This window comes from Pseudomonas sp. HP_01, assembly GCF_055284355.1.
On record NZ_JBTOPV010000003.1, the window covers coordinates 43,547 to 65,615 of the forward strand.

A 22,069-nucleotide genomic window follows, 5' to 3' on the forward strand; every position below is an offset into this window, starting at 1 on the left:
GACCTCCATGGCTTAGTCGATGCCCCGGCACGCGCGCTTATTAATTGTCACAAAGTCTGAATTTGCGTTTGCGACTATCCGTGCATACTTCCCCGAATTTCCCGCCCACATCCCCGGATTCCCGTATGCCACGTCACCTGATCAAGCGGTACATGCCCGATCCGAACAGCATCCGGGAACACAAATCCTTACGCTTTCTTGGCTCTCTTCTGCACGATCCCAACCTCTGGCACCTCAATCGACACTCCGTAGCGCGCGCGATGGGGATCGGGCTGTTCGCCGCTTTGATGCCGATGCCGTTGCAGATGCTGCTGGCCGCCGTGCTGGCAATCTGGGTGCGGGCCAATATGCCGATCGCTGTCAGTCTGTGCTGGCTGACCAATCCGCTGACGATGCCGCCGGTGTTCTATTGCACCTACAAAATCGGCGCACTGCTGATGGGTTTGCCGCCGCGGCATTTCCCGGACGAACTGAGCTGGGACTGGATCAGCGGACAGCTGTCGACCTTGTGGCAGCCGTTTTTGCTGGGATCGGTGGTGGCGGGGATTGTGCTGGGGGTGGCGGGGTATTTCGGGACGATGGCGTATTGGCGCTGGTGGGTCGGACGGCAGTGGAAGGCGCGCAAGGCTAAACGCCAATAGCAAGGACACAGGAAATGATCGTTCCCACGCTCCGCGTGGTAATGCCTCTTATGACGCTCCGCGTCACTGGCAACGCAGAGCGTTTGGGGGCGGCATTACCACGCGGAGCGTGGGAACGATCGTTCTGAAATCCGTTACTGACGCATCCCGCGCCCGCTCACCAGGAGCCGCGCGCAGCCGAGGTACAGCACGATGGTCGCAACGACCATGAACGCCAGGGCGATGCTGATCTTGATGTCCGACACGCCGAGGATGCCGAAGCGAAACGCGTTGACCATGTGCAGCACCGGGTTGGCCAGCGACACGGTTTGCCAGAATGGCGGCAGCAGATTGATCGAATAGAACACCCCGCCCAGGTAGGTCAACGGCGTCAGCACAAAAGTCGGGATGATCGAAATATCATCGAAGTTGCGCGCAAACACGGCGTTGATAAAGCCCAGCAGCGAGAAAATCGTCGCGGTCAGCAGCACCACGATGATGGTGATGCCCAGGTGATGCACCTGCAGGTCGGTGAAGAACATCGACAGCATCGTGACGATCACCCCCACCGCCAGCCCGCGCAGCACGCCGCCAATGGTGTAGCCGATCAAAATGGTGTGCGGCGACACCGGCGAAACCATCAACTCTTCAACCGAACGCTGGAACTTGGCACCGAAGAAGCTCGAGACCACGTTGCCGTAGGAGTTGGTGATCACCGACATCATGATCAGGCCGGGCACGATGTACTGCATGTAGGTGAAGCCACCCATGTCGCCGATCTGCCGGCCGATCAGGTTGCCGAAGATGACGAAGTACAGAACCATGGTGATCGCCGGCGGCAGCAGGGTCTGCGGCCAGATCCGCATAAAACGCCGGACCTCACGGTAAACAATGGTGTTCAGGGCAATCAGGTTGGGGCGCAGCTCCGAGCTCATATCGCCACCTTCGCCAGATTCTTCTCGACCAGACCCACGAACAACTCCTCAAGGCGATTGGTTTTATTGCGCAGGCTCAACACCTGGATGTTCTGCAGGGACAACTGACTGAACAGCGAGGTGATGCCGATGGTTTTGTCGACCTGCACCTCCAGCGTCTGGTTGTCCACCAGTTTCACCGGATAGCCGTTGAGCTGAGGCGCCGCTTGCAGCGGATCGCGCAGGTCCAGCAGGAAGGTCTCGACGGTCAGTTTGTTGAGCAGCGTCTTCATGCCGGTGTTTTCGATGATCGTGCCGTGATCGATGATGCCGATGTTGCGGCACAGCTGCTCAGCCTCCTCCAGGTAATGGGTGGTGAGGATGATGGTGATGCCTTTCTCGTTCAGCTCGGTGAGAAAGGTCCACATCGAACGGCGCAGTTCGATATCAACGCCGGCGGTAGGCTCGTCGAGGATCAACAGACGCGGCTCGTGAATCAGTGCGCGGGCGATCATCAAACGGCGCTTCATGCCGCCGGACAACGAACGGGAAGGCACATCGCGCTTGTCCCACAGCCCCAATTGGGTCAGGTACTGCTCGGCACGCTCTTTGGCGATCTTCGGCGGAATGCCGTAATAACCCGCCTGGGTCACGACGATGTCGAAGGTCTTCTCGAACTGATTGAAATTGAATTCCTGCGGTACCACGCCGATCGAGCGCTTGAGCTGCGCCGGATTGCGATCAAGGTCGTGGCCGAAAATGTTCACCGTGCCGCTGGTCTTGTTGACCAGGGTCGAGATAATCCCGATGGTGGTGGATTTGCCGGCGCCGTTGGGGCCGAGCAATGCGAAGAAATCACCCTCGGCGACGTCCAGATCAATGCCCTTGAGGGCCTGGAAACCGTTGCCGTAGGTCTTGGTTAGCTGCCGGATGGACAGAGCTGAACTCATGACTGAACACACACCAATAGAAATGAAAAGGGAAGATAAACGAATACGAACGTGCAGTTGCCGGGCTCAGCGGCGCGCTGACATTTACCGTGCCGCGCAGCTGGAATATCAGGCGCGACACAAGGCTACAACTGCAGCGGCCGCAATGTTGCGGGCCGATGCCGCCCAAGTACAGCGACATCGGTTGATAGTCAGTATTAACTCGACACGGGCTTAACTCAGGTGAGCGCGGTCATCACGGCCTTCTGATACGCCGGACGCTGCTGCAAACGTTCGTACCAGGCTTTGAGGTGGGGCAGCTCAAGGCGTTCAATCGGCATTTCGAACCAGGGATAAGCGAAGCAGCCCAGAGGAATGTCACCCACGCCGAATTCGTCGCCCGAGAGGTACGGCTGATGCGCCAGTGCTGCGTCAACGATGACCAGCAGGCGCTCGACCTCGGCTTTCGCCGCGTTGATCTGCGTCCAGTCCTGTTTGTCGGCTGGCGTGCGTAATACGCCCCAGAACACAGGGCGGAAGGGGCCAGCGAGCGTCGAGGTGGTCCAGTCCATCCACTTTTCAGCCTGGGCACGCGCTTTGGGGCTGGCCGGATAGAGAGCAGAGTCCGGCGCGTATTGCGCGGCCAGGTAGCGAACGATGGTGTTGGACTCCCACAGCACGAAGTCGCCGTCTTCGATCATCGGCACCACACCGTTGGGGTTCTTCGCCAGGTACTCGGGCTGATCGTTGATGCCAAAGGCGCCGCCGGCATTCAGCGACTCGTAGTCGAGCCCCAGTTCCTCGGCGATCCACAATGCCTTGCGCACATTGGACGAGTTCTTGCGGCCCCAGATCTTCAACATGTTGTCATTCTCCGTGTGGTCAACGAGCGGTGAGTGGCGTTCGCGGCGGGCCACAGTCTACTCCGGGATGCGGGTGTTCAAGCCACAACTTCCTGCGCATCGGCCAGCCCCCGAACTCCCTTGGTAGCACGGGGTCACTATCGATGCGCGGACCAGAGCGGTCGACTGCGCAGCCGGTCGCGCTTATCGCGCCGTCATCATGGAGGGCTGTTTATGTTGTTGCTGTGGATCGTAGTGTTGGTGGTTGGCGTGGCCTGGCTGGCCCATCGCAGAATTGCGCCCTTCCCCGCCCTGGGCATCGTCGCCGTGTACCTGCTGGCAATGGGCGCGTTCAGCCATACCCACGGCTGGATGGTCATCCCATGGGTGTTGTGGCTGGGCGTCGCGTTGCTGCTGGCGCTGCCGGACCTGCGCCGCAAACACTTCAGTGCGCCAATGTTCTCGTGGTTTCAGAAAGTGCTGCCGCCGATGTCCGCTACCGAACGCGACGCCATTGACGCCGGCACGGTGTGGTGGGATGGCGAGCTGTTCAGCGGCCGACCGGACTGGAACACCCTGCTCAGCTATCCGAAGAGCACGCTGACCGACGAAGAGCAGGCCTTCCTTGATGGCCCGACCGAAGAACTCTGCGCCATGGTCAGTGACTGGGAAATCGGTCAGGCCATGGACCTGCCGCCAGAAGCGTGGGCCCATATAAAAGAGCACGGCTTCTTTGCTTTGATCATTCCCAAGGAATATGGCGGCAAGGGGTTCTCTGCGTACGCCCACTCGCAAGTGGCGATGAAGCTGGCGACCCGCAGCGGCGATCTGGCCTCCACCGTGATGGTGCCCAACTCGCTGGGCCCGGCAGAGCTACTGCTGCACTACGGCACCGATGAGCAGCGCAATCACTACTTGCCACGCCTGGCCCGTGGCGACGAGATCCCGTGCTTCGCATTGACCGGCCCGCTGGCTGGCTCCGACGCAGGGGCGATGCCGGACACCGGCATCATCTGCAAGGGCCATTGGGAAGGTGAGGAAGTCATCGGCCTGCGCCTGAATTGGGAAAAGCGCTACATCACCCTTGGCCCGGTGGCTACCCTCCTCGGCCTCGCCTTCAAGGCCTACGACCCTGAGCATCTGCTGGGCGAAGAAGTAGACCTGGGCATTACCCTGGCGCTGATTCCGACCGACACCGCTGGTGTCGAGATCGGTCGTCGTCATGTGCCACTGGGCGCGGCGTTCATGAACGGGCCGAACTCCGGGAAGGACGTGTTCATTCCGCTGGAATACCTGATCGGCGGCCAGGACATGCTTGGCAAAGGCTGGATGATGCTGATGAATTGTCTGTCGGTCGGGCGTTCGATTTCCCTGCCTGCAGTCGGTACCGGCGCCGCGAAGTTCACCAGCCTGGTCACCGGCCAGTACACCCAGGTTCGCGAGCAGTTCAATGTACCCCTGGCAGCGTTCGAAGGGATTCAGGAATCCCTCGCGCGAATCGGCGGCAACGCCTGGCTGATGGACAGCGCACGCATCCTGACTGCCAACGCGGTCGACCTGGGCGAGAAGCCTTCGGTGCTGTCGGCAATTTTGAAATACCACCTGACCGAGCGCGGCCGCGAGTGCATCACCCACGCGATGGACGTGCACGGCGGCAAGGGCATCATCATGGGCCCGAACAACTATCTGGGCCGCTCGTGGCAGGGCGCGCCGATCTTTATCACCGTGGAAGGCGCGAACATTCTCTCGCGCAACTTGATGATCTTTGGTCAGGGCGCCATTCGTTGCCATCCGTTCGTGCTGAAGGAAATGGCCCTCGCCGGTCGTCAGGATCATGACCGGGCGGTGGTGGAATTCGACGGCCTGCTGATGCAGCACATTGGTTTCGCCGTGCGTAACGCGGCCAGTACGCTGGTGTTGAACCTGGGCCTTGGGCATTTCGAAAGCGTGCCGGGCGATCGCCTGAGTCAGGGTTATTTCCGCGCGCTGAACCGTCAGGCGGCCGCTTTCGCAATGCTGGCTGATCTGAGCATGATGCTGCTGGGCGGCGAACTGAAACGTCGCGAGCGTCTCTCGGCGCGCCTGGGCGATGTGCTCAGCCACATGTACCTGGCGTCCGCCGCGCTCAAGCGTTACCACGATCTTGATTATCCCGAAGCACTGGCGCCGCTGTTCTGCTGGTCCATGGAAGAAGCGCTGGGTGAGTCGGAGCGTGCGCTGGACGAGTTGCTGAGCAATTTCCCGAACCGGATTCTCGGCGGGCTGCTGCGGGTCATCGTGTTCCCGTTCGGCCGTCGCCACAAAGGGCCATCGGACCGGCTTGATGCCCAGGTCGCGGAGATCCTTGGTCGCGCCAAAGGCGACCCGGCGCTGGAATCGGTGCTTGCCGGTTGCTATCGCCCGACCGACTCAGAGGATCCGGTCGGTGCGTTGCAGCACGCGAGCGACTTGCTCAGCAGCGCCAAGGCTATTCGCGGCAAACTTCATCACGCGGTGAAAAGCGGTCAGGTCAAGCCTGAGGGAGGCGAGCATCTGATCGACGCCGCGCTCAACGCGGGCGTTTTGCAGGCAGCGGAAGCGGAAACCTTGCGCGCTGCAGAGGCGGCGCGGCGCAAGGTGATTGATGTGGATGATTTCGACAAGGAGGAGCTGGTCGCCACCGAAGGCAAAACCCGCTAACGACGGCATACCCCGTAGGCGTGAGCTTGCTCGCGATGGCTTAGGCACAGGCGCTGATGACAGGTCAGACCTACCGAAACCTTCGCAGGCAAGCGAACGCTCCTACAATCGCAGCCCAAGACTTACGTCTACATACACCGCTCTGGCGAATTGTCCTACACTCCTTGGTAACAACAAGAAAACACCAAGGGGACGCATCATGATCGACCAACGCCTGACCCATCGCTGCCTGCTCTCCGAAATTGCCTCCGGGGAGGATCTTTCCAGCGGCAAGCCAACACAAACGCTGCAAACCCTTCTGATGATGGGCTTCGTCACCCGTCTGCCCAGTCCCGACCGGACCTTTGCGCACCTCGCCCTCACTGAAGCAGGCCACCGGTATCTGGCCGGGTTGTGGCATTGAGATAGCCGCAGGCGGCGGGGCCCTCTATACTCCCGCGCCTGTTTTTGTCTCTGAGGGCTTCATCATGGCCGACGCCAATCTCGACCACATCATGAATCTGCTGTTGCATTTGCGCGGCATCCTGGTCGCGCTGGGAGAGGCCGAGCAGGTCCCCGAAGAAAGTCATGCGCTGTTTCTGGAGCGGTACGATGAGTTGCTGACGCTGTTGCCGGCTGATCCGATCGAGAGTCAGTATCTGGGGCAGGATTTGTTGTGTCAGGTGATTCAGCGTTATCCGCAGATTGCGCATTTGGTGCCGCGGGATTTGTTGTGGTTTTTTGCGGGCGATTGTCTGCATTTCATGCCGGACGATGAGATTGATTTGTATACGGCGCTGGAGGAGCGTCGCTTTGAGGCGATGGAGAACGATGAGCCGTTTGACTGGAATCAGGAGAAGCAGTTGTTGGCGACGTCGCAGTCTGAGTCCAAGCATTGATCTGAAGCTATCCGGATCAACATCAAGAGCGTCCGCCTGGGGGCGTACTGTTTCGCCTTCGGCGAGTTACTTGGAAAAGCACCCCAAGTAACCAAGGGTGCTTGCTCCTGGCTAGGTCCCTCCTCCGTCGGGATACCCTCACTCCGACGACGCTCCGTGGGCCCGCGCCGAACGGACATCCATGTCCTGACGGCGCTCTCGCCGCATCCATGCGGCTCGACCCACTGCGCATCGTCTGCGTTCGGCCTGCGCCCAAGTCGCGTTCTGCGGTGTCTGGACCTTATGCGTATGAAGATCAAGATCAAGATCAAGATCAAGATCAATGGCAGATCAAAGGCTTCCCGTCTGAACCCGGTCCTACTGACTGCACGGGCTGCTCTTCGTGGGACCGGCTTTAGCCGGGAAGCTTTTGATGCAGATCGTTCCCGCGCTCTGCGTGGGAATGCATCCTGTGACGCTCCGCGTCATGCTTGAGCTTTACCGTAAACATCCAGCCAACAAAACATTTCCTGATCTTACCGCCTAGCTAAATGCATATTTTTTATAATTAGCTTAGCGCCAAATCGAATTTCACAGACCCTTCGCTTGCCCCTATGTTGCTGACTTGCCCACGCGTGTCCTCTCGCGTCGGTTGGCCCATCAGTACAAGGAGTTGTCATGAGCGTCGAGTTCATCGGTTATATCGCTACCCAGCCTGGGTCGGAAATTCATCCTCGCAGCGGGACGGCCGTTCAGCCTGAGTATGTCGAGAAAGTCGCCCGAGCCCATGAAGAGGCCGGCTTTGATCGTGCACTGGTCGCTTATCACTCAAACAGCCCGGACAGCGCGTTCGTGGCGTCGTACGCGGCCAGCGTCACGACAACATTGAAGTTTCTCGTCGCACACCGGCCGGGGTTTATCTCACCCACCGTCGCCGCTCGGCAATTCGCTACGCTGGATGTATTCACTGGCGGGCGTATCGCTGTGCACATCATCACCGGTGGGGACGATCAGGAGCTGCGCGCTGACGGCAGTTTCATCGGTAAGGATGAGCGCTACGCCCGCACGGACGAGTACCTCGGCGTGGTGCGCCAGGAATGGACGGCCGACAAGCCGTTCGATCATCAGGGAGATTACTACCGGTTCGAGGGCGCTCATTCGCTGGTCAAGTCAGCGCAGCAGCCTCACATTCCGCTGTATTTCGGGGGTGCTTCGCAGGCGGCGCTGGAAGTTGCAGGCAAACACGCTGATGTCTATGCGCTGTGGGGCGAGACCTACGAGCAAGTCAGGGACATCGTCAAACAGGTGCGGGCCGAAGCCGCCAGGCATGGGCGGACGGTGCGTTTCAGTTTGTCGTTGCGGCCCATTCTGGCGGAGACGGAAGAAAAGGCCTGGGCGCGTGCAGACAGTATTCTGGAGCGGGCGAAGGCCTTGGCCCAGGCGTCAGGGATCGAGCGTCGCGAGCCGCCGAATGAAGGTTCGCGGCGTTTGCTGGAAGCCGCGGCCAAAGGCACGCGCCTGGACAAACGCTTGTGGACCGGCATTGCCGGGTTGCTCGGCGCGAAAGGCAATTCCACGGCGCTGGTGGGTACCGCAGAGCAAGTCGCCGACGCGCTGCTGGACTATTACGATCTGGGGATCACGACGTTCCTGATTCGCGGTTTTGATCCACTGGAAGATGCGGTCGATTACGGCAAAAAGCTGATCCCGCTGACGCGCAAACTGATCGCGCGACGCGAGCAGGAGAAGAACGAAAAGGTGGCGTGAACAAAGGCTGTGGCTCACGGTTCCTGCTAACGGCGCTTTCATTCGCGAATCAGCGCATTCCAGTGCGGTGTCATGACAGGCCCTGCGCTGCTTTTGAGCACCCGGGCCTGCTCTTCCACTTTGTTCACCGCCTCTTCAGGCGTTAAGACCGTTTACACAGGCGCAGGCTCGGCTGGATTGATGCCGACAATAGAAATCAGCGGTTCATCCAGATAAAGGCCGTCATAAAGGACCGGAACGCTTGTGTGGTTGCCGCTCAGTGCAATCTGGAAGAAACGCCCGTCTGCATCGGCTTCAAAGGAGCGCAGGTAGGTCCGGTCCTGGTCTTCGTTGTAGTCGAGCTTCAAGGTGCCATTTCGTCCATCGCCCGTGCGGTCGAACCCCAGATCGAGAATGAACAGACGGTCTCCGCTTTCAAAGTCGGTGATAAGGTCCGAATGACTGGCGTCCGCCGTGCGATAGCTGTCGGTCATGCGGTAATAGACGAAGTCGTCAAGGCCGCTGCCACCGGTGAGTGTGTCCTTGCCCATGCCACCGGCCATGACGTCGTTACCAGCGCCACCGTTTATGATGTCGTTGCCCTGAAAACTCACCATCTGATCATCGCCCACGCCGCCGGCCAGGATGTCATTGCCGCCGGTGCCCAGCACATCCATGTTATCGCGGGTCATCGTATTGACGATCTTGGGCCCGGTGGTGTTACCGAAATCCACCGTGTCGCGATTCAGGTCGGCCTTGAGATTACCGCTGAACAGAATTTCAAACTGATTGCCGTCAGCATCGGCTTCCAGCGATTTCAAGGCTGTCTGCGTACCTGCGCCGTTGACCACGACCTTCAGAGTGCCATTGAAGCCATTGCCCAAGCCGCTGAACCCCAGGCTGGACAGATCCACGAGATCGCCTTCAGCTGCATTGAAATCAGTGATCAGATCCCGACCGGCAGTGTGCGCAGAACCTGTCGAAGTGCGGATGCTGTCGGACACGGAACTGAATACGAACTCGTCGGCGCCGGTGCCGCCAGTCAGGGTATCGCCGCCCAGGCCGCCTACCAGACGATCATCGCCGGCCAGGCCAGACAAGGTATCGCGCCCCTCGTAGCCCATCAGGGTTTCTGCGCCCGCCGAGGTGCCGACAACGCTGTCGCCCGCATCGCTGCCTGCAATCAGGCGCTGGAAGTTGGCATTGGTCAGGGTGTAATCGCCACTCAGGAGCAGCTCGAACCGGTTGCCGTTTTCATCGACATCGTAGCTTCTGAGAATCGTCCGGTAATAGCCGTCATCTGTATTGCTGACGATCTGAACGGTTCCGTGTGTGCCGTCACCAATGCCGGAAATGCCCAGCGCGGTCAGGTCAAGGCGATCAGCCTTATCGAAATAATCGATATAGTCGACTTGCGAGCCGCTACTGTCGCTGATGGACGCATAGCGCAGTACGGCGTTGCCATAGGCATAGAAACTGTCCGAACCGGCCCCGCCGATCAGTACGCTGTCACCTCGGCCCTCAATGTAATCGTCGCCAGCACCGCCGTAGATAACATTGAGATCGAAGGTACTGAAAAACTCATCCTTACCCGCAGTGCCGTACCAAAAAACCTTTTGTTTATCTGCCATTGAAACGCTCCCTGAGCTGCCGCCAGAGTGGGCGGCGATAGCTGTGATAGGCAAAACGGCAGTTGGTTCGCGGGCCGGCAGTGGCCAGTATCGACTTTCCGTGAGTAAAGGCTGTGCTGGCCTCATCTGAAACCAGCCCGGTCACCTCTTTCACAGCATCCTGCCGGAGCGCGCTGGCCCGCGCCAGACGGCCGGCAGAATCAGGAAGGGAACAGCTTGCTCAGGCAGCTGAGTTTTTTCTTGTAGGACCGTCGCGCTTCCAGCGCCTCTTCGAGGGTTACCGCCACAAAGCGGGCTTTCTGGTTGGGTTGCATCTGGCCAATCAAATCGAGATCGGCGCTGATCACCGTGCCAATCATTGCGTAGCCGCCACCGGACACTGCGTCACGGTGCAGCACGATGGGTTCGAGCCCGGCGGGCACCTGAATCGAGCCGATCGGGTAGCAACTGTCGACAATGTTCGACGGATCAGAACCGGCGCCGAACGGCTGCTCCCGGGGCTGAAAACTCAGCGCGCTGCCGCCCTTGAAGCGATAGCCGATGCGATCGGCTTCCGAACCGACCGTCCAGGGCTCGGCGAAAAAGCTCTTCGCCGCCGACTCGGTCAAGCGGTGGTAGTACAAACCGGGCACCACCCGCAAGGTGATTTCGCCACCTAACGATTGCCGTAACGCCATGGGCAAACTGGCCCCTGCGCGGCTCTTGCCACTGGCGATGCCCACCGGCAATTGGTCACCTGCAATCAGGCGTCTTCCCTGAAAACCACCGAGCGCGCCCAGCGCATAGGTGGAGCGACTGCCGAGCACCACCGGCACATCAATGCCACCGGCCACCGCCAGATAAGCGCGGGCCCCCGCCCTGGGGAAGTCAAAACTCAGCACCTGCCCGGCCTTCAAGGTGAACGCGGTGTCCAGGTGCATTTCCACGCCATCGACCCGAGGCGTCATGTGCGCGCCGCTGACCGCCACCAAAGCATCCTGCTGAAACTCCAGCTCAGGCCCGAGTAGCGTGCATTCCAGCGCCGCCAAACCTGCCGGGTTGCCTACCAATTGATTGGCCGCGCTCAAGGCGTATTGATCAAGCGCGCCGGATGGCGGAATGCCCAGGTGGTAATACCCTTCGCGGCCCAAGTCTTGTACCGAAGTGGCGAGGCCGGGTTTGAGAACCTTGATCATGCCAACACCTCCTGCAACGACTTGGGATAGCCGACGGGATCGGCGAGGAACGCGTCCAGCGAAAACTCCACCGGCCGAATCCGCAGATCAAAGCGACCGGCTTCCACTTCGGCCACCGCGTGGTCGTACGCTTCACGGTCTATCGATTTGAACTGCACGATGTCGCCTGGACGGAAAAACACCATGTGTTCCTTCAGATACGCTAGGTTCTGTTGCGGGTCGTAGATCGGCGCGGGGGTAACACCAAACATCTGATAACCCCCGGCGCCGCGCACCGAGTAAATGCATCCAAAGCAACCGCCGTGACCAAGGGTCAATTTCGGTGTGTCGGTGCGCGGGCGCAGGTACTTGGGCACCTGCAACTGACGCTCGCGCTCGACCATCTGGAACATGAATGGCAGGCCGGCAACGAAGCCGACCATCGAGACAAACCACGGCGCGCCACTGTGGGCCGCGATGAATGCTTCGACGTCGGCCAGACCGTTTATGCGTGCGGCGTATTCCAGGTCCGTTGCACTCGGGTCTTGATGGCGGTCGCGAAAACGCATCAGGGTTTCGTGGGTCCAGGGGTCGTTGTAGAGCACTGGAATCTCGATAATCCGCGTCTGCAGCGTGCGCTCGGCAACAGCGCCGGCCTCGGCGATTTTGACCGCTTCGAGCAAGGTGTGAGGGGCGATGCGATCCGGGTCGAAACGGATCTGGAATGACGCGTTGGCGAGGCAGATATCAAGTACGCCATCCAGCGCCAGCCCTTCCACGGCGCGGGTGACGGCGAGGCCTTTGAAGAATGCGTCCAGGGACATGCTGTCGCTGACTTCGGCAAACAAGTGCTCATCGGCGCCAAAGCTGTAGCGGATGGGGGTACTCATGCTTCACCTCCGCTGCGGCGCTCGGCCAGCCAGGTTTCCAGGGTGCCGGTGTTAAAGTCGGCACTGTGCAGCCACGGTTGTTCCAACAATTCACCGTGCAACGCCAGGGTGTTGGCCATGCCGGTGAGGGTGGTGTGCGCCACGGCCATTCGCGCTCGCGCCAAGGCTTCGGCGCGATCCGCACCGTGAATAATCAGTTTGGCCAGCAGCGAGTCATAGTAAGGCGGCACACGGTAGCCTTGATACAGATGCGTATCGACGCGAATGCCTTCGCCGTTCGGCCAGATCAGCTCCTCGACCAGGCCTGGGCTCGGGAAGAAATTCCGCGCAGGGTCTTCAGCGTTCAGGCGCATTTGCAGGGCGGCGCCGTTGAGTCGGATGTCACTTTGCTTGAAGCCCAGCGGTTCGCCGCCAGCGATGCGCAACATGGCCTGGACCAGGTCGATGCCGGTGATCAGTTCGCTGACCGGGTGCTCCACCTGAATCCGCGTATTCATCTCGATAAAGAAGAACTCGCCAGTGACGTCGTCATACAGATATTCCAGGGTGCCGGCGCCCTTGTAGCCCAAGGACTCGGTCAGGCGCACCGCGCTTTCGCAGAGGATTTCCCGTTGCTGTTTGCTGAGGACCGGCGACGGCGCTTCTTCGAAGATCTTCTGCCGGCGCCGTTGCAGCGAACACTCGCGCTCAAACAAATGCACCGCGTGCTGACTGTCGCCCAACACCTGCACTTCAATATGCCGCGCACGGCTGATAAACCGCTCCAGATACACCGCGCCATTGCCAAACGCCGCTTGGGCTTCGCGCTGGGAACGGGGAAATTCTTCGCGCAGCTGCTCGGCGTTTTCCGCCAACCGGATACCGCGCCCGCCACCACCGGCCGATGCTTTAATCAGCAACGGGAAGCCAACGGATTCAGCAGCCTTGAGCGCCGACCCGACGTCGAACAGTTCACCCGGCGAACCCGGCACCACCGGCACGCCAGCGGCTTGTGCAGTACGCCGTGCCTCGGCTTTATCGCCCATGCGGCGGATCGTCTCCGCGCCTGGCCCGACGAAAATGGCACCGGCAGAGACCACCGCTTCGGCGAAATCGGCGTTCTCCGACAGAAAGCCGTAACCGGGATGCACCGCGTTGGCGCCAGTAGCTTTCAAGGCGCCGAGCAAGGCATCGACGTTCAGATAGCTTTTGTCGGCCCGGGCCGGACCAAGAATGTGAACCTCATCGGCCATCCGCGCGGCCTGGGAATCGACGTCCGCCTCGCTGCACGCAGCAACGGTGGGAATGCCCAATTCTTTGGCGGCGCGGATGATGCGCACGGCGATTTCGCCGCGGTTGGCGACCAGCAGTTTATGAATGGCTTGGGTCATGATCGTCCCTCACGCGTCGTCGAGGGTTGCGACGACTTGACCCGGTTCCACAGGATCACCGTCTTCCACCAAAAAGGCACTGAGGCGACCGGCCGTCCCGGCGGTCAATTCGGAGAACTGCTTCATGACCTCGATCAGGCCGATTACCGTGTTGGCGCTGACTTGCGCGCCGACCTCCACGAAGTTTGCCGATTCCGGCGTTGCTTTGCGGTAGAAGGTCCCCGGCAACGGGGTGATTACAGTGTATTCAGCCATGTCTGTTCCTCTTGGAATAGTTGTAGAAAGGCAGGCGTAAAGTGAATCGGAGGGCCAACCCTGGCGTCTGTGTGCCAGGTGTTTTCGTTTGGTCTCAGCGCGGTGCCCGAACCTCTATGCGCGCGCGATCAAGTGCATGACGCGTGGCCTCGACCAACGCCAGGGCTCCCGGCGTGTCGCTGTGCAAACAGATGGAATCGAATTCAATCGCCAGGTCTCCGCCCTCGACCGTGCGCACCACCCCTTCCTGGCAGGCACGCAGCACACGGGCGGCGACCTGTGCCGGGTCGTAAGCCCGCACGTTGCGGGTGAAGACGATCGAGCCGCTAAGGTCGTATTCGCGGTCGGCATAGAACTCGCGGATAACCGGTTGGCCGAGTTCCGTGGCAACCCGGCAGATCACCGAATCGGGCATGCAATACAAGAGCAACTCCGGCTCCAGGCGCTGGAGGTTTTCCACCAGCAAACGGGCGGCCTCTTCGTCTCGGGCCAGGTGCATGTAGAGCGCGCCGTGGGGTTTGATGTGTTGCAGGGCAACGCCCTGCACCCGGGCGAGTTCCCGCAGGGCGCCCAACTGATAGAGCATGTCGTCGACCAGTTCCTGGGCAGGCGCATTGATGTGCCGACGGCCGAAACCAACCAGGTCGCGAAACCCCGGGTGCGCGCCGATGGCCACGCCCCGGCCCTTGGCTTGCTCGACGGTGCGGCGCATGGTGCCCGGGTCACCCGCATGAAACCCGGTGGCGATGTTGGCCGAGCTGATAAAGCCCATCAACTCATTGTCGACGCCATCGCCGATGGTCCAGGGGCCAAAGCCTTCGCCCATGTCCGAATTGAAATCTACTGCCTGCATGACGCTTGCTCCCGACCTTGTGACTTCATGCAGGCCACGTTAGATTTCCCCCAACCCCTTGGGAAGATCTATTATCAGATAGGCTATCTTCCGAAAAACAGATACCTCCCCGCCCGGAGTGCTCATGTCCCTGACCCTGCGCCAAGTCCGCTATTTCGTCGCTACCGCCGAAATCGGGCAAATCTCTCAGGCCGCGATTCATCTGAATATTTCCCAGTCGGCGGTGACCACGGCGATCAAGGAACTGGAAGGCATTCTCGGCACGCTGTTGTTCCAGCGCTCGGCGCAGGGCATGAGTCTGACCGACGCGGGGCGGCACTTTTTAAATCGGGCCTACGTGATTTTGCGCAGCGTCGATGACGCATTGAACAGCCCATTGCCGAATATCCGCGCCAGTGGCGTGTTGCGCCTGGGGGCGAGCTACACGGTGATCGGTTATTTCCTGCCGCACCATTTGCAGCGCCTGGAACACTGGCATCCGGACGTGGCCATTGAAGTCCATGAACAAGAACGGCAGGCGATTGAACAAGGCTTGTTGGAAGGTCGTTTTGATATGGCCGTGGTGCTCACCGCCAACCTCACTCACCCGGACATCGTTTCAGAGACCCTCTTCAACTCCGAGCGGCGGTTATGGCTACCCAGCCACCATCCGTTGTGCGAGCGCTCGGCGGTCAGCCTCGCCGACGTCGCAAAAGAACCCTACATTCTGCTGACCGTCGACGAAGCCGAACAAAGCGCCATGCGTTACTGGGAACATGCGCATCAGCAGCCAAATGTGCGGGTGCGTACCAGTTCAGTCGAAGCGGTGCGCAGCATGGTCGCCAATGGCAGCGGCGTGGCAATCCTCTCGGATCTGGTGCACCGCCCCTGGTCACTGGAAGGAAAACGCATCGAAACACTGACAGTCACCGACAAGGTGACGCCGATGAGTGTGGGACTGGCATGGCACCGGGAGCGCAAATTCAGCCCGGCGATGCAGGCGTTTCGTAACTATTTCCACGATGCATTTCTGGCGCCGCAACAGCTGTCCGCGCGGCGCTGAATCCGGCCGTGGGCGGATAACCCTTGGCTATGGCGTGAACTTCCCCTGGCTCTGAGACGGCGTATCGGCCAGCCCGTTGACCGCCACGTGACAGCCCTCAAGCCTCAAGCCGCATCCCGATCCTGCTTCAGCGATTCCGCCACCAGGCTGCCGAAGGACGCCACCGGCGCCTGCAAATTGCCGAGGAAGCGCGGGTAGATCAGCCACAGGTCCATCACCGGTTTGAAATCCTTGATGGGCATAGCCTCCAGTGAGTCGCGGTGGACGCTGCGCTCCAGCAGCGGACGCGGCACCAGACCCAGGCCCAAGCCATCGGCAACCAGCCCCAGTTGCAGTTCAGTGCCGAAGGTTTCCAGATTGACCTTCAGGCTCAGCCCCTGATCAGCGAAGGTGCGTTGCAGCCCGGCGCGGAAACCGCAGCCGTCGGGGTTGAGCACCCAACCCAGCCCGTAGCAGTCCGCCAGTTTCACCGGCTTTTTCGGCAGCGCGCTCTTGGCGCACACCACCACCAACTCCATTTTGCCGATGGACTCACCGACGATGCCTTCAGGGAAGATCTTGCCCGCCGGGAACAGCGCCGCAGCCGCGTCCAGTTCGCCGTTCTCGATTTTGCCGATCAGCTGGCTGCCCCAGCCGGTGATCACTTGCGCGCGCAGGCCGGGAAATTGCCCGCGCAGGTGTTTCAGCGCATCCAGCAACACGACATCACCGATAGTTTGCGGCACGCCCAGCCTGAGCAATCCGGCAGGCGGCGTGTCGCTGGCGACGAGTTCGCGCAGTGAGTCCATTTCCCGCAGGATCGCCAGACACTTCTGATAGACCTGCGTGCCCATGGGGGTCGGCTTGAGCGGCTTGGTATTACGGTCGAACAATTCAACGCCCAGCGCCTGCTCGAAATTCTGAACCCGCCGCGTGATGGCCGGCTGTGTCAGGTCAAGGGACTCAGCGGCATGGCTGATCGACTGGCAGCGAATGACTGCTACGAACGCATCGATGTCATCAATTTTCATTCGGATCGCACATGGAATAAGGGAAACAAGATAGGCAAAAATCATAATGGCTATCGAAAGCTCTGGATAGCCTCTGGTTAGCCTCACAACGGCCAGCTACCTGTGAATCGGTTATCAGCTACGTTTTGGTTATAACCTAATCATCAATAAATAGCATATTAGGATGCGGCATTATGCTTATATTGGGCATCCTTCTGTGCCCGGAGCCAACATGACCCACATCCGTCACCCTGAACGCTTCAGGGCCTTTATCGGCGCGCTGGCCGAGCTGATCGACAGCAACCCGGCGGAAGGGGACCTGCTTTCCCGGGGTGGGAAGCTACTGGGGCAACTGGTCAGTGATGACGACTGGCTGCCGGATGAGTTCGCCGTTCCCGATCCGACGCGCTATCAACAGTTTCTGTTGCACGCCGACTCACGGCAGCGGTTTTCGGTCGTCAGCTTTGTGTGGGGGCCTGGCCAGAGCACGCCGATTCATGACCACCGCGTCTGGGGCTTGATCGGCATGCTGCGCGGGGCGGAGTATTCGCAGGGGTTCGCCCGCAGCGCCGACGGCCGACTGGAGCAGGAAGGCCCGGCGATCCGCCTGGAGCCCGGTCATGTCGAGGCCTTGTCGCCGCGCAGCAACGACATTCATCAGGTCAGCAATGCGTTCGACGACCAGGTGTCGATCAGTATTCACGTCTACGGCGCCAACATCGGCGCCGTGAAGCGCGCCGTTTATCAGCCTGATGGCAGTGAAAAGCTGTTCGTCTCCGGCTATTCCAACGCCTATCTCCCGAACATCTGGGATCTGTCCAAAGAGAACCAAGCCCAATGAGCAATCCCACCCGTTCCTACGCCGACATCCGCCGCGCCCTGCTCGCCCATGAAGAAGTCGCGTTGGTCGATGTCCGCGAAGAAGCCCCGTTCGCCGAAGCTCATCCACTGTTCGCCGCCAACATTCCGTTGTCGAAGCTGGAGCTGGAAGTGCTCGCGCGCATCCCCCGTCGCGACACCGCCGTGACGGTTTATGACAACGGCGAGGGCTTGGCCGAACGCGCTTTGGAGCGTTTTCAGGACCTGGGTTACAGCGACGTCAAACTGCTTGGAGGCGGATTGCAGGGCTGGCGCAATGCCGGCGGCGAGCTGTTCATCGACGTCAATGTGCCGAGCAAGGCGTTCGGCGAACTGGTGGAGCACCATCGCCACACGCCGTCGTTGGCCGCCGAAGAGGTCAAGCAGTTGCTCGACACCAAGGCTGACGTGGTGGTGCTGGATGCGCGGCGGTTCGATGAATACCAGACCATGAGCATTCCCAACGGGGTCAGCGTGCCCGGGGCCGAACTGGTGCTGCGGGCGCGGGAGTTGGCGCCCGATCCCGACACCCGGATCATCGTCAACTGCGCCGGCCGTACCCGCAGCATCATTGGCACTCAGTCGCTGGTGAATGCCGGCCTGCCCAACGCGATTTCCGCCCTGCGCAATGGCACGATCGGCTGGCTGTTGGCCGGGCAGACGCTGGATCATGGGCAATCCAGGCGCTTCCCGCAGGTCAGTGAAGCGACCCGGGAAGTCGCTCGGGCGGATGCTCGCAACGTGGCGGACAAAGCACGAGTAAAACGCGGCCGCCGTGCGGACTTGACGGTCTGGCAGGCCGAGACCACTCGCACGACCTACCTGTTCGATGTGCGCACGCCGGAGGAATTCGAAGCCGGCCATATGCCGGGTGCCCGTTCGACGCCGGGCGGCCAGCTGGTCCAGGAGACTGATCATTACGCCAGCGTGCGCGGCGCACGAATCGTTTTGCTCGACGACGATGGCGTGCGCGCCAACATGTCTGCTTCGTGGCTGGCGCAGCTAGGCTGGGAGGTGTTTGTGGTGGACGACTTGCGTCCGGAGGATTTCAGCGAAAAGGGTGGCTGGAACGCGCCCATTCCACCCGCGCCGAAGGTCGAAGAGATCAGCGCCGAAACGCTGCGCGAGTGGCGCCAGCAGGGCGGCGTGGCGGTGCTGGATTTCACTGCCAGCGCCCACTACGTCAAGCAGCATATTCCGGGCGCGTGGTGGACACTGCGTGCCGACCTTGCCAACGCACTGCAGAACAACATCCCGGTTGCCGAGCGTTACGTGCTGACCTGCGGCAGCAGCAAACTCGCGCGCCTTGCCGTGTCGGAGGTCGAAGCCCTGACCTGCAAGCCGGTGTTTGTGCTGAAGGACGGCACAGCCAGCTGGGTGGCGGCGGGGTTCGAGCTTGAGCACGGCGAAAGCCATCTGGGCTCGCCGCGCATTGACCGCTATCGCCGGCCCTATGAAGGCACCGATGCGCCGCGCGAGGCGATGCAGGCGTATCTGGATTGGGAGTATGGGTTGGTCGAGCAACTCGGCCGCGACGGGACCCATGGTTTTTATGTGATTTAAACCGCGCCCATTCGTGTAGGAGCGCGCTTGCCCGCGATGGCGGTGTGTCAGCTGCCAGATATGACACAGACAGGTCGCAGTTCGCGGGCAAGCGCGCTCCTACAAAATGCATCGTGGCGGAAATATGTATGCATTAATTTAATATCTTAACGCGACATAATCACACAAATACATAATCTGCTTATAACAAAAGATACTTCTATTCCGTTTCTTATAGGAATAAGGTCAATCCCCTTGCCGACCCCTTCTCCAGGCGGAGGCCGAGAATCCATTTTCAAGCCTGGAGATACGCACTATGTTCATGCCCTTCACTCCCCTGCTCCGTGCCCGTCACGTGATACTCACCGCACTCCTCGCGCTGTCATTCAGCCAAGCCACACAGGCTGCCGAGCCGCTTCAGCCACTCCTCGTTGCCAATCAGAAGTCCGCGCTGAAGGTGCTGCTGGAGGTGTCCGGCGAGCTAAAGGACGTGCCCTACGAGATCAGGTTTTCCGAATTCCCCTCGGCGTCGCCATTAGGCGAAGCTCTGAACGCAGGGGCCGTGGACGTCGGCGCATTGGGCGACGCGCCTTATGTATTTGCGCTTGGCGCTGGTGCGACGCTGAAAGTCATCAGCATTACTCACGTCAGTGGCCGCTACACGACTGCGCTGATTGTGCGCAACGACTCGTCGATCAAGTCGGTTGCCGACCTCAAAGGCAAGCGCATCGTCACCGGGCGCGGCTCCATCGGCCATTACCTGGCAATACGTGCGTTGAGCGAAGCGGGCCTGAAGACCAGCGACGTGAATTTCGTTTACCTCTTACCCAGCGAGTCGCGGCTGATCCTCGACAACGGCGACGCCGATGCCTGGGCCACCTGGGCGCCCTATACCACCGTCGCCACCCAGAACGGCGCGCGCATTCTGCCCAGTGGGCCGGACCTGTTGACCAATCATTCCTACCTCGCCGCCACCAGCAAGGCCATCGCCGACAAGCGCGTGCAACTGGATGACTTCGTGGTGCGCCTCGACCGCGCCTACCGCTGGGCCAACGCCCATCCTGCCGAATACGCCGCTGCCCAGACCAAGGTCACCGGTCTGCCATTGACCGTGCACCTGGCGGTCAATAAGGACACGACAATGGAACGCGTGAGTATTGATGACGGCGTTATCAAGGGCCTGCAAAACACGGCGGACATCTATCAGCGCGAAGGCATCCTCAACAAACACGTCGACGTGTCCCACGGTTTCGACCCGGATTTCAATGCCATACGCCTCGCTGCCGAGCAAGCCGCCAGCCAGAACGATCCCCAAGCTGCGCGCTGAAGGAGCGAATTAATCTGGAAATTTGCGGAATGCGCAGGAGAAGATCGATTTGAGGCGGGCATGTGCGTTAAATGCCGCACACACAAAAACGCCGCTCTGTTGAGCGGCGTTTTTGAGAATTTGGAGCGGGAAACGAGACTCGAACTCGCGACCCCGACCTTGGCAAGGTCGTGCTCTACCAACTGAGCTATTCCCGCAAATGGCGTCCCCTAGGGGACTCGAACCCCTGTTACCGCCGTGAAAGGGCGGTGTCCTAGGCCACTAGACGAAGGGGACACAGCCTGGAAACACCATGGTGTTGTGTTCCAGTTCCAGAAACACATCCGAAGACGCTTTCTGGTTTCACTCAACTTCGCCCGAAAGCAAAGCTGCTTAAAAATGGAGCGGGAAACGAGACTCGAACTCGCGACCCCGACCTTGGCAAGGTCGTGCTCTACCAACTGAGCTATTCCCGCAATGGCGTCCCCTAGGGGACTCGAACCCCTGTTACCGCCGTGAAAGGGCGGTGTCCTAGGCCACTAGACGAAGGGGACACGCTACAACATTCACTCCCTGCTACGCTCTGCTGTGTGCTTTACGCTGCAAGTGGCGCGCATTCTATGGATGGATATAAGGGTCGTCAACCCCTCAGTGAAAATATATTCAAATCAATGACTTCCCCCTCTATTTAGGCAACGGACGGCCGATACACACATGTCAGCCGCCATAGGGAATATCAGGCGGAGCGACAGGACCACCTTCCCGCGATAGTGGATAGCCACTACACTCGCGCAAATTACTTGATTGAGGCTAGTGCGGTGACACCATTCATTATCACCCTGTTCGTCATAGCGGGCATCGTGCTCCTCATAGCCTTCGGCTACCTGAACCATGTGGCAGAAGGCAAAAAGGTCGAGCGGGCGCGAAGCCTGGTCGAGCTTAAAGACCGTCTGCGTCGCTGCGCCGAGCTGTCGGAAACCTTTCCTGGTCAGCTGATGACGCCTGCCCTCAAGCTGCTGCTGGTCCGCCTGGAGCTGAACGTTGTGAAGCGCCTGATGGCGCTCGAAAAATCCAACAACGCCAACCTTCAGGAACGCCAGACCGAACTCGAAGCACTGGTGGCTCAGGGTGATGCGATCACGATCAGCAACCCGGCCAGCCCGATCCAGACCGAAGCCAAGGCCAAGGACGTACGCTTTCTATTGGAAGCCATGCACGGCCAGGTGACACGAGCGGCCCACGACGGTTTCCTGCAAACGGCTGAAGCCAAGCACTGGATTCGCGAGATCCGCAACTTGCTGGTGCTGCTGCACATCGAGTTCTTCAACAACCTGGGCCAGCACGCCATGAGTCAGGAACAGCCTGGCCAGGCCCGTCTGGCCTTCGAGCGTGGCGTCCAATACCTGAAGAACCAACCTGAGCCTGCGCCGTGGAAAGGCCACCTGCAGGCCATGGAACGGCAACTGGCCAAGGCCAACTCCATGGTACTGGACACCATCGCACCAACCGAAGACGACAACAACGAGCTGACCGAAGGTTTGAGAGTCGTGGACGCCGAGGCCGAGTGGAAAAAGAAAGCCATCTACGACTGA

20 protein-coding genes and 4 tRNA genes are annotated in these 22,069 nt (G+C 60.2%); 10 read left to right on the forward strand and 14 right to left on the reverse strand.

Annotated elements, in window-relative coordinates; translation table 11 throughout:
* Positions 1 to 125 precede the first annotated feature (125 nt).
* Positions 126 to 641, forward strand: a complete 516-nt coding sequence (locus tag ACYAR8_RS03530; protein ID WP_074888169.1) for a DUF2062 domain-containing protein — start codon at positions 126 to 128, stop codon at positions 639 to 641.
* A 134-nt stretch (positions 642 to 775) separates the two neighbouring features.
* Here ACYAR8_RS03530 and ACYAR8_RS03535 read toward each other — a convergent pair whose 3' ends face one another.
* From ACYAR8_RS03535 to ACYAR8_RS03545, 3 genes are all read right to left on the reverse strand, one after another.
* Positions 776 to 1,555, reverse strand: coding sequence for an ABC transporter permease (locus tag ACYAR8_RS03535; RefSeq protein WP_065993104.1), 780 nt, complete (start codon positions 1,553 to 1,555; stop codon positions 776 to 778).
* Complete coding sequence (locus ACYAR8_RS03540) at positions 1,552 to 2,484, reverse strand: ABC transporter ATP-binding protein (RefSeq protein ID WP_074888172.1); 933 nt, start codon at positions 2,482 to 2,484, stop codon at positions 1,552 to 1,554. Before ACYAR8_RS03540 ends, ACYAR8_RS03535 begins: the two co-directional genes overlap by 4 nt.
* 218 nt (positions 2,485 to 2,702) lie before the next feature.
* Entirely contained in the window at positions 2,703 to 3,326 is a 624-nt protein-coding gene (locus tag ACYAR8_RS03545; RefSeq protein ID WP_074888320.1) for a glutathione S-transferase family protein, read from the reverse strand.
* Between the two features lie 213 nt (positions 3,327 to 3,539).
* Between ACYAR8_RS03545 and ACYAR8_RS03550 the strand changes: the two genes are divergently transcribed.
* The 4 genes from ACYAR8_RS03550 (at position 3,540) to ACYAR8_RS03565 (ending at position 8,608) form a co-directional block, all read left to right on the forward strand.
* On the forward strand, positions 3,540 to 5,984 hold the full coding sequence (locus ACYAR8_RS03550) for an acyl-CoA dehydrogenase (RefSeq protein WP_463579091.1): 2,445 nt from the start codon (positions 3,540 to 3,542) through the stop codon (positions 5,982 to 5,984).
* Positions 5,985 to 6,183: 199 nt separating this feature from the next.
* Positions 6,184 to 6,387, forward strand: coding sequence for a helix-turn-helix domain-containing protein (locus ACYAR8_RS03555; RefSeq protein ID WP_074888180.1), 204 nt, complete (start codon positions 6,184 to 6,186; stop codon positions 6,385 to 6,387).
* 64 nt (positions 6,388 to 6,451) lie between these two features.
* Positions 6,452 to 6,862 (forward strand): PA2817 family protein, encoded by a 411-nt coding sequence (locus ACYAR8_RS03560; RefSeq protein WP_463579092.1) that lies wholly within the window; start codon positions 6,452 to 6,454, stop codon positions 6,860 to 6,862.
* A 657-nt stretch (positions 6,863 to 7,519) separates the two neighbouring features.
* Positions 7,520 to 8,608 carry an LLM class flavin-dependent oxidoreductase gene (locus tag ACYAR8_RS03565; RefSeq protein ID WP_108120340.1) on the forward strand — a complete coding sequence of 363 codons (1,089 nt, stop codon included), beginning with the start codon at positions 7,520 to 7,522 and terminating at the stop codon, positions 8,606 to 8,608.
* A 152-nt stretch (positions 8,609 to 8,760) separates the two neighbouring features.
* On the opposite strand, the gene ACYAR8_RS03570 is transcribed toward ACYAR8_RS03565, so the two are convergent.
* From ACYAR8_RS03570 to ACYAR8_RS03595, 6 genes are all read right to left on the reverse strand, one after another.
* Positions 8,761 to 10,218, reverse strand: a complete 1,458-nt coding sequence (locus ACYAR8_RS03570; RefSeq protein WP_463579093.1) for a M10 family metallopeptidase C-terminal domain-containing protein — start codon at positions 10,216 to 10,218, stop codon at positions 8,761 to 8,763.
* Between the two features lie 200 nt (positions 10,219 to 10,418).
* Entirely contained in the window at positions 10,419 to 11,393 is a 975-nt protein-coding gene (locus ACYAR8_RS03575) for a 5-oxoprolinase subunit C family protein (RefSeq protein ID WP_463579094.1), read from the reverse strand.
* The gene (locus tag ACYAR8_RS03580) at positions 11,390 to 12,262 is read right to left on the reverse strand and encodes a 5-oxoprolinase subunit B family protein (RefSeq protein ID WP_463579095.1); all 873 of its coding nucleotides are present in this window, start codon (positions 12,260 to 12,262) and stop codon (positions 11,390 to 11,392) included. Before ACYAR8_RS03580 ends, ACYAR8_RS03575 begins: the two co-directional genes overlap by 4 nt.
* Positions 12,259 to 13,632: an acetyl-CoA carboxylase biotin carboxylase subunit gene (locus ACYAR8_RS03585; protein WP_463579096.1), complete on the reverse strand. Its 1,374-nt coding sequence runs from the start codon at positions 13,630 to 13,632 to the stop codon at positions 12,259 to 12,261. Before ACYAR8_RS03585 ends, ACYAR8_RS03580 begins: the two co-directional genes overlap by 4 nt.
* Before the next feature lie 9 nt (positions 13,633 to 13,641).
* On the reverse strand, positions 13,642 to 13,887 hold the full coding sequence (locus ACYAR8_RS03590; protein WP_074888199.1) for an acetyl-CoA carboxylase: 246 nt from the start codon (positions 13,885 to 13,887) through the stop codon (positions 13,642 to 13,644).
* 94 nt (positions 13,888 to 13,981) lie between these two features.
* On the reverse strand, positions 13,982 to 14,740 hold the full coding sequence (locus tag ACYAR8_RS03595; RefSeq protein ID WP_463579097.1) for a 5-oxoprolinase subunit PxpA: 759 nt from the start codon (positions 14,738 to 14,740) through the stop codon (positions 13,982 to 13,984).
* Positions 14,741 to 14,864: 124 nt separating this feature from the next.
* On the opposite strand from ACYAR8_RS03595, the gene ACYAR8_RS03600 reads away from it, so the two are divergent.
* Positions 14,865 to 15,782, forward strand: a complete 918-nt coding sequence (locus ACYAR8_RS03600; RefSeq protein ID WP_108120352.1) for a LysR family transcriptional regulator — start codon at positions 14,865 to 14,867, stop codon at positions 15,780 to 15,782.
* 104 nt (positions 15,783 to 15,886) lie between these two features.
* Here the strand turns inward: ACYAR8_RS03600 and ACYAR8_RS03605 are convergent, their stop codons facing one another.
* Positions 15,887 to 16,792 carry a LysR family transcriptional regulator gene (locus ACYAR8_RS03605; RefSeq protein ID WP_463579098.1) on the reverse strand — a complete coding sequence of 302 codons (906 nt, stop codon included), beginning with the start codon at positions 16,790 to 16,792 and terminating at the stop codon, positions 15,887 to 15,889.
* A gap of 211 nt (positions 16,793 to 17,003) precedes the next feature.
* Between ACYAR8_RS03605 and ACYAR8_RS03610 the strand changes: the two genes are divergently transcribed.
* The 3 genes from ACYAR8_RS03610 to ACYAR8_RS03620 all read left to right on the forward strand — a co-directional run bounded on the left by ACYAR8_RS03610 (position 17,004) and on the right by ACYAR8_RS03620 (position 20,498).
* On the forward strand, positions 17,004 to 17,612 hold the full coding sequence (locus ACYAR8_RS03610; protein WP_463579099.1) for a cysteine dioxygenase family protein: 609 nt from the start codon (positions 17,004 to 17,006) through the stop codon (positions 17,610 to 17,612).
* Complete coding sequence (locus ACYAR8_RS03615) at positions 17,609 to 19,192, forward strand: rhodanese homology domain-containing protein (protein WP_463579100.1); 1,584 nt, start codon at positions 17,609 to 17,611, stop codon at positions 19,190 to 19,192. Before ACYAR8_RS03610 ends, ACYAR8_RS03615 begins: the two co-directional genes overlap by 4 nt.
* Before the next feature lie 295 nt (positions 19,193 to 19,487).
* A complete protein-coding gene (locus ACYAR8_RS03620) occupies positions 19,488 to 20,498 on the forward strand; it encodes an ABC transporter substrate-binding protein (RefSeq protein ID WP_463579101.1) in 1,011 nt (336 codons plus the stop codon).
* Positions 20,499 to 20,619: 121 nt separating this feature from the next.
* Here the strand turns inward: ACYAR8_RS03620 and ACYAR8_RS03625 are convergent.
* From ACYAR8_RS03625 to ACYAR8_RS03640, 4 genes are all read right to left on the reverse strand, one after another.
* Positions 20,620 to 20,695: transfer RNA gene (locus ACYAR8_RS03625), tRNA-Gly, on the reverse strand.
* 3 nt (positions 20,696 to 20,698) lie between these two features.
* Positions 20,699 to 20,774: transfer RNA gene (locus tag ACYAR8_RS03630), tRNA-Glu, on the reverse strand.
* Between the two features lie 103 nt (positions 20,775 to 20,877).
* Positions 20,878 to 20,953, reverse strand: a tRNA-Gly gene (locus tag ACYAR8_RS03635).
* Between the two features lie 2 nt (positions 20,954 to 20,955).
* Positions 20,956 to 21,031: transfer RNA gene (locus ACYAR8_RS03640), tRNA-Glu, on the reverse strand.
* A gap of 264 nt (positions 21,032 to 21,295) precedes the next feature.
* Here ACYAR8_RS03640 and ACYAR8_RS03645 point away from each other — a divergent pair.
* Entirely contained in the window at positions 21,296 to 22,069 is a 774-nt protein-coding gene (locus ACYAR8_RS03645) for a hypothetical protein (RefSeq protein ID WP_463579102.1), read from the forward strand.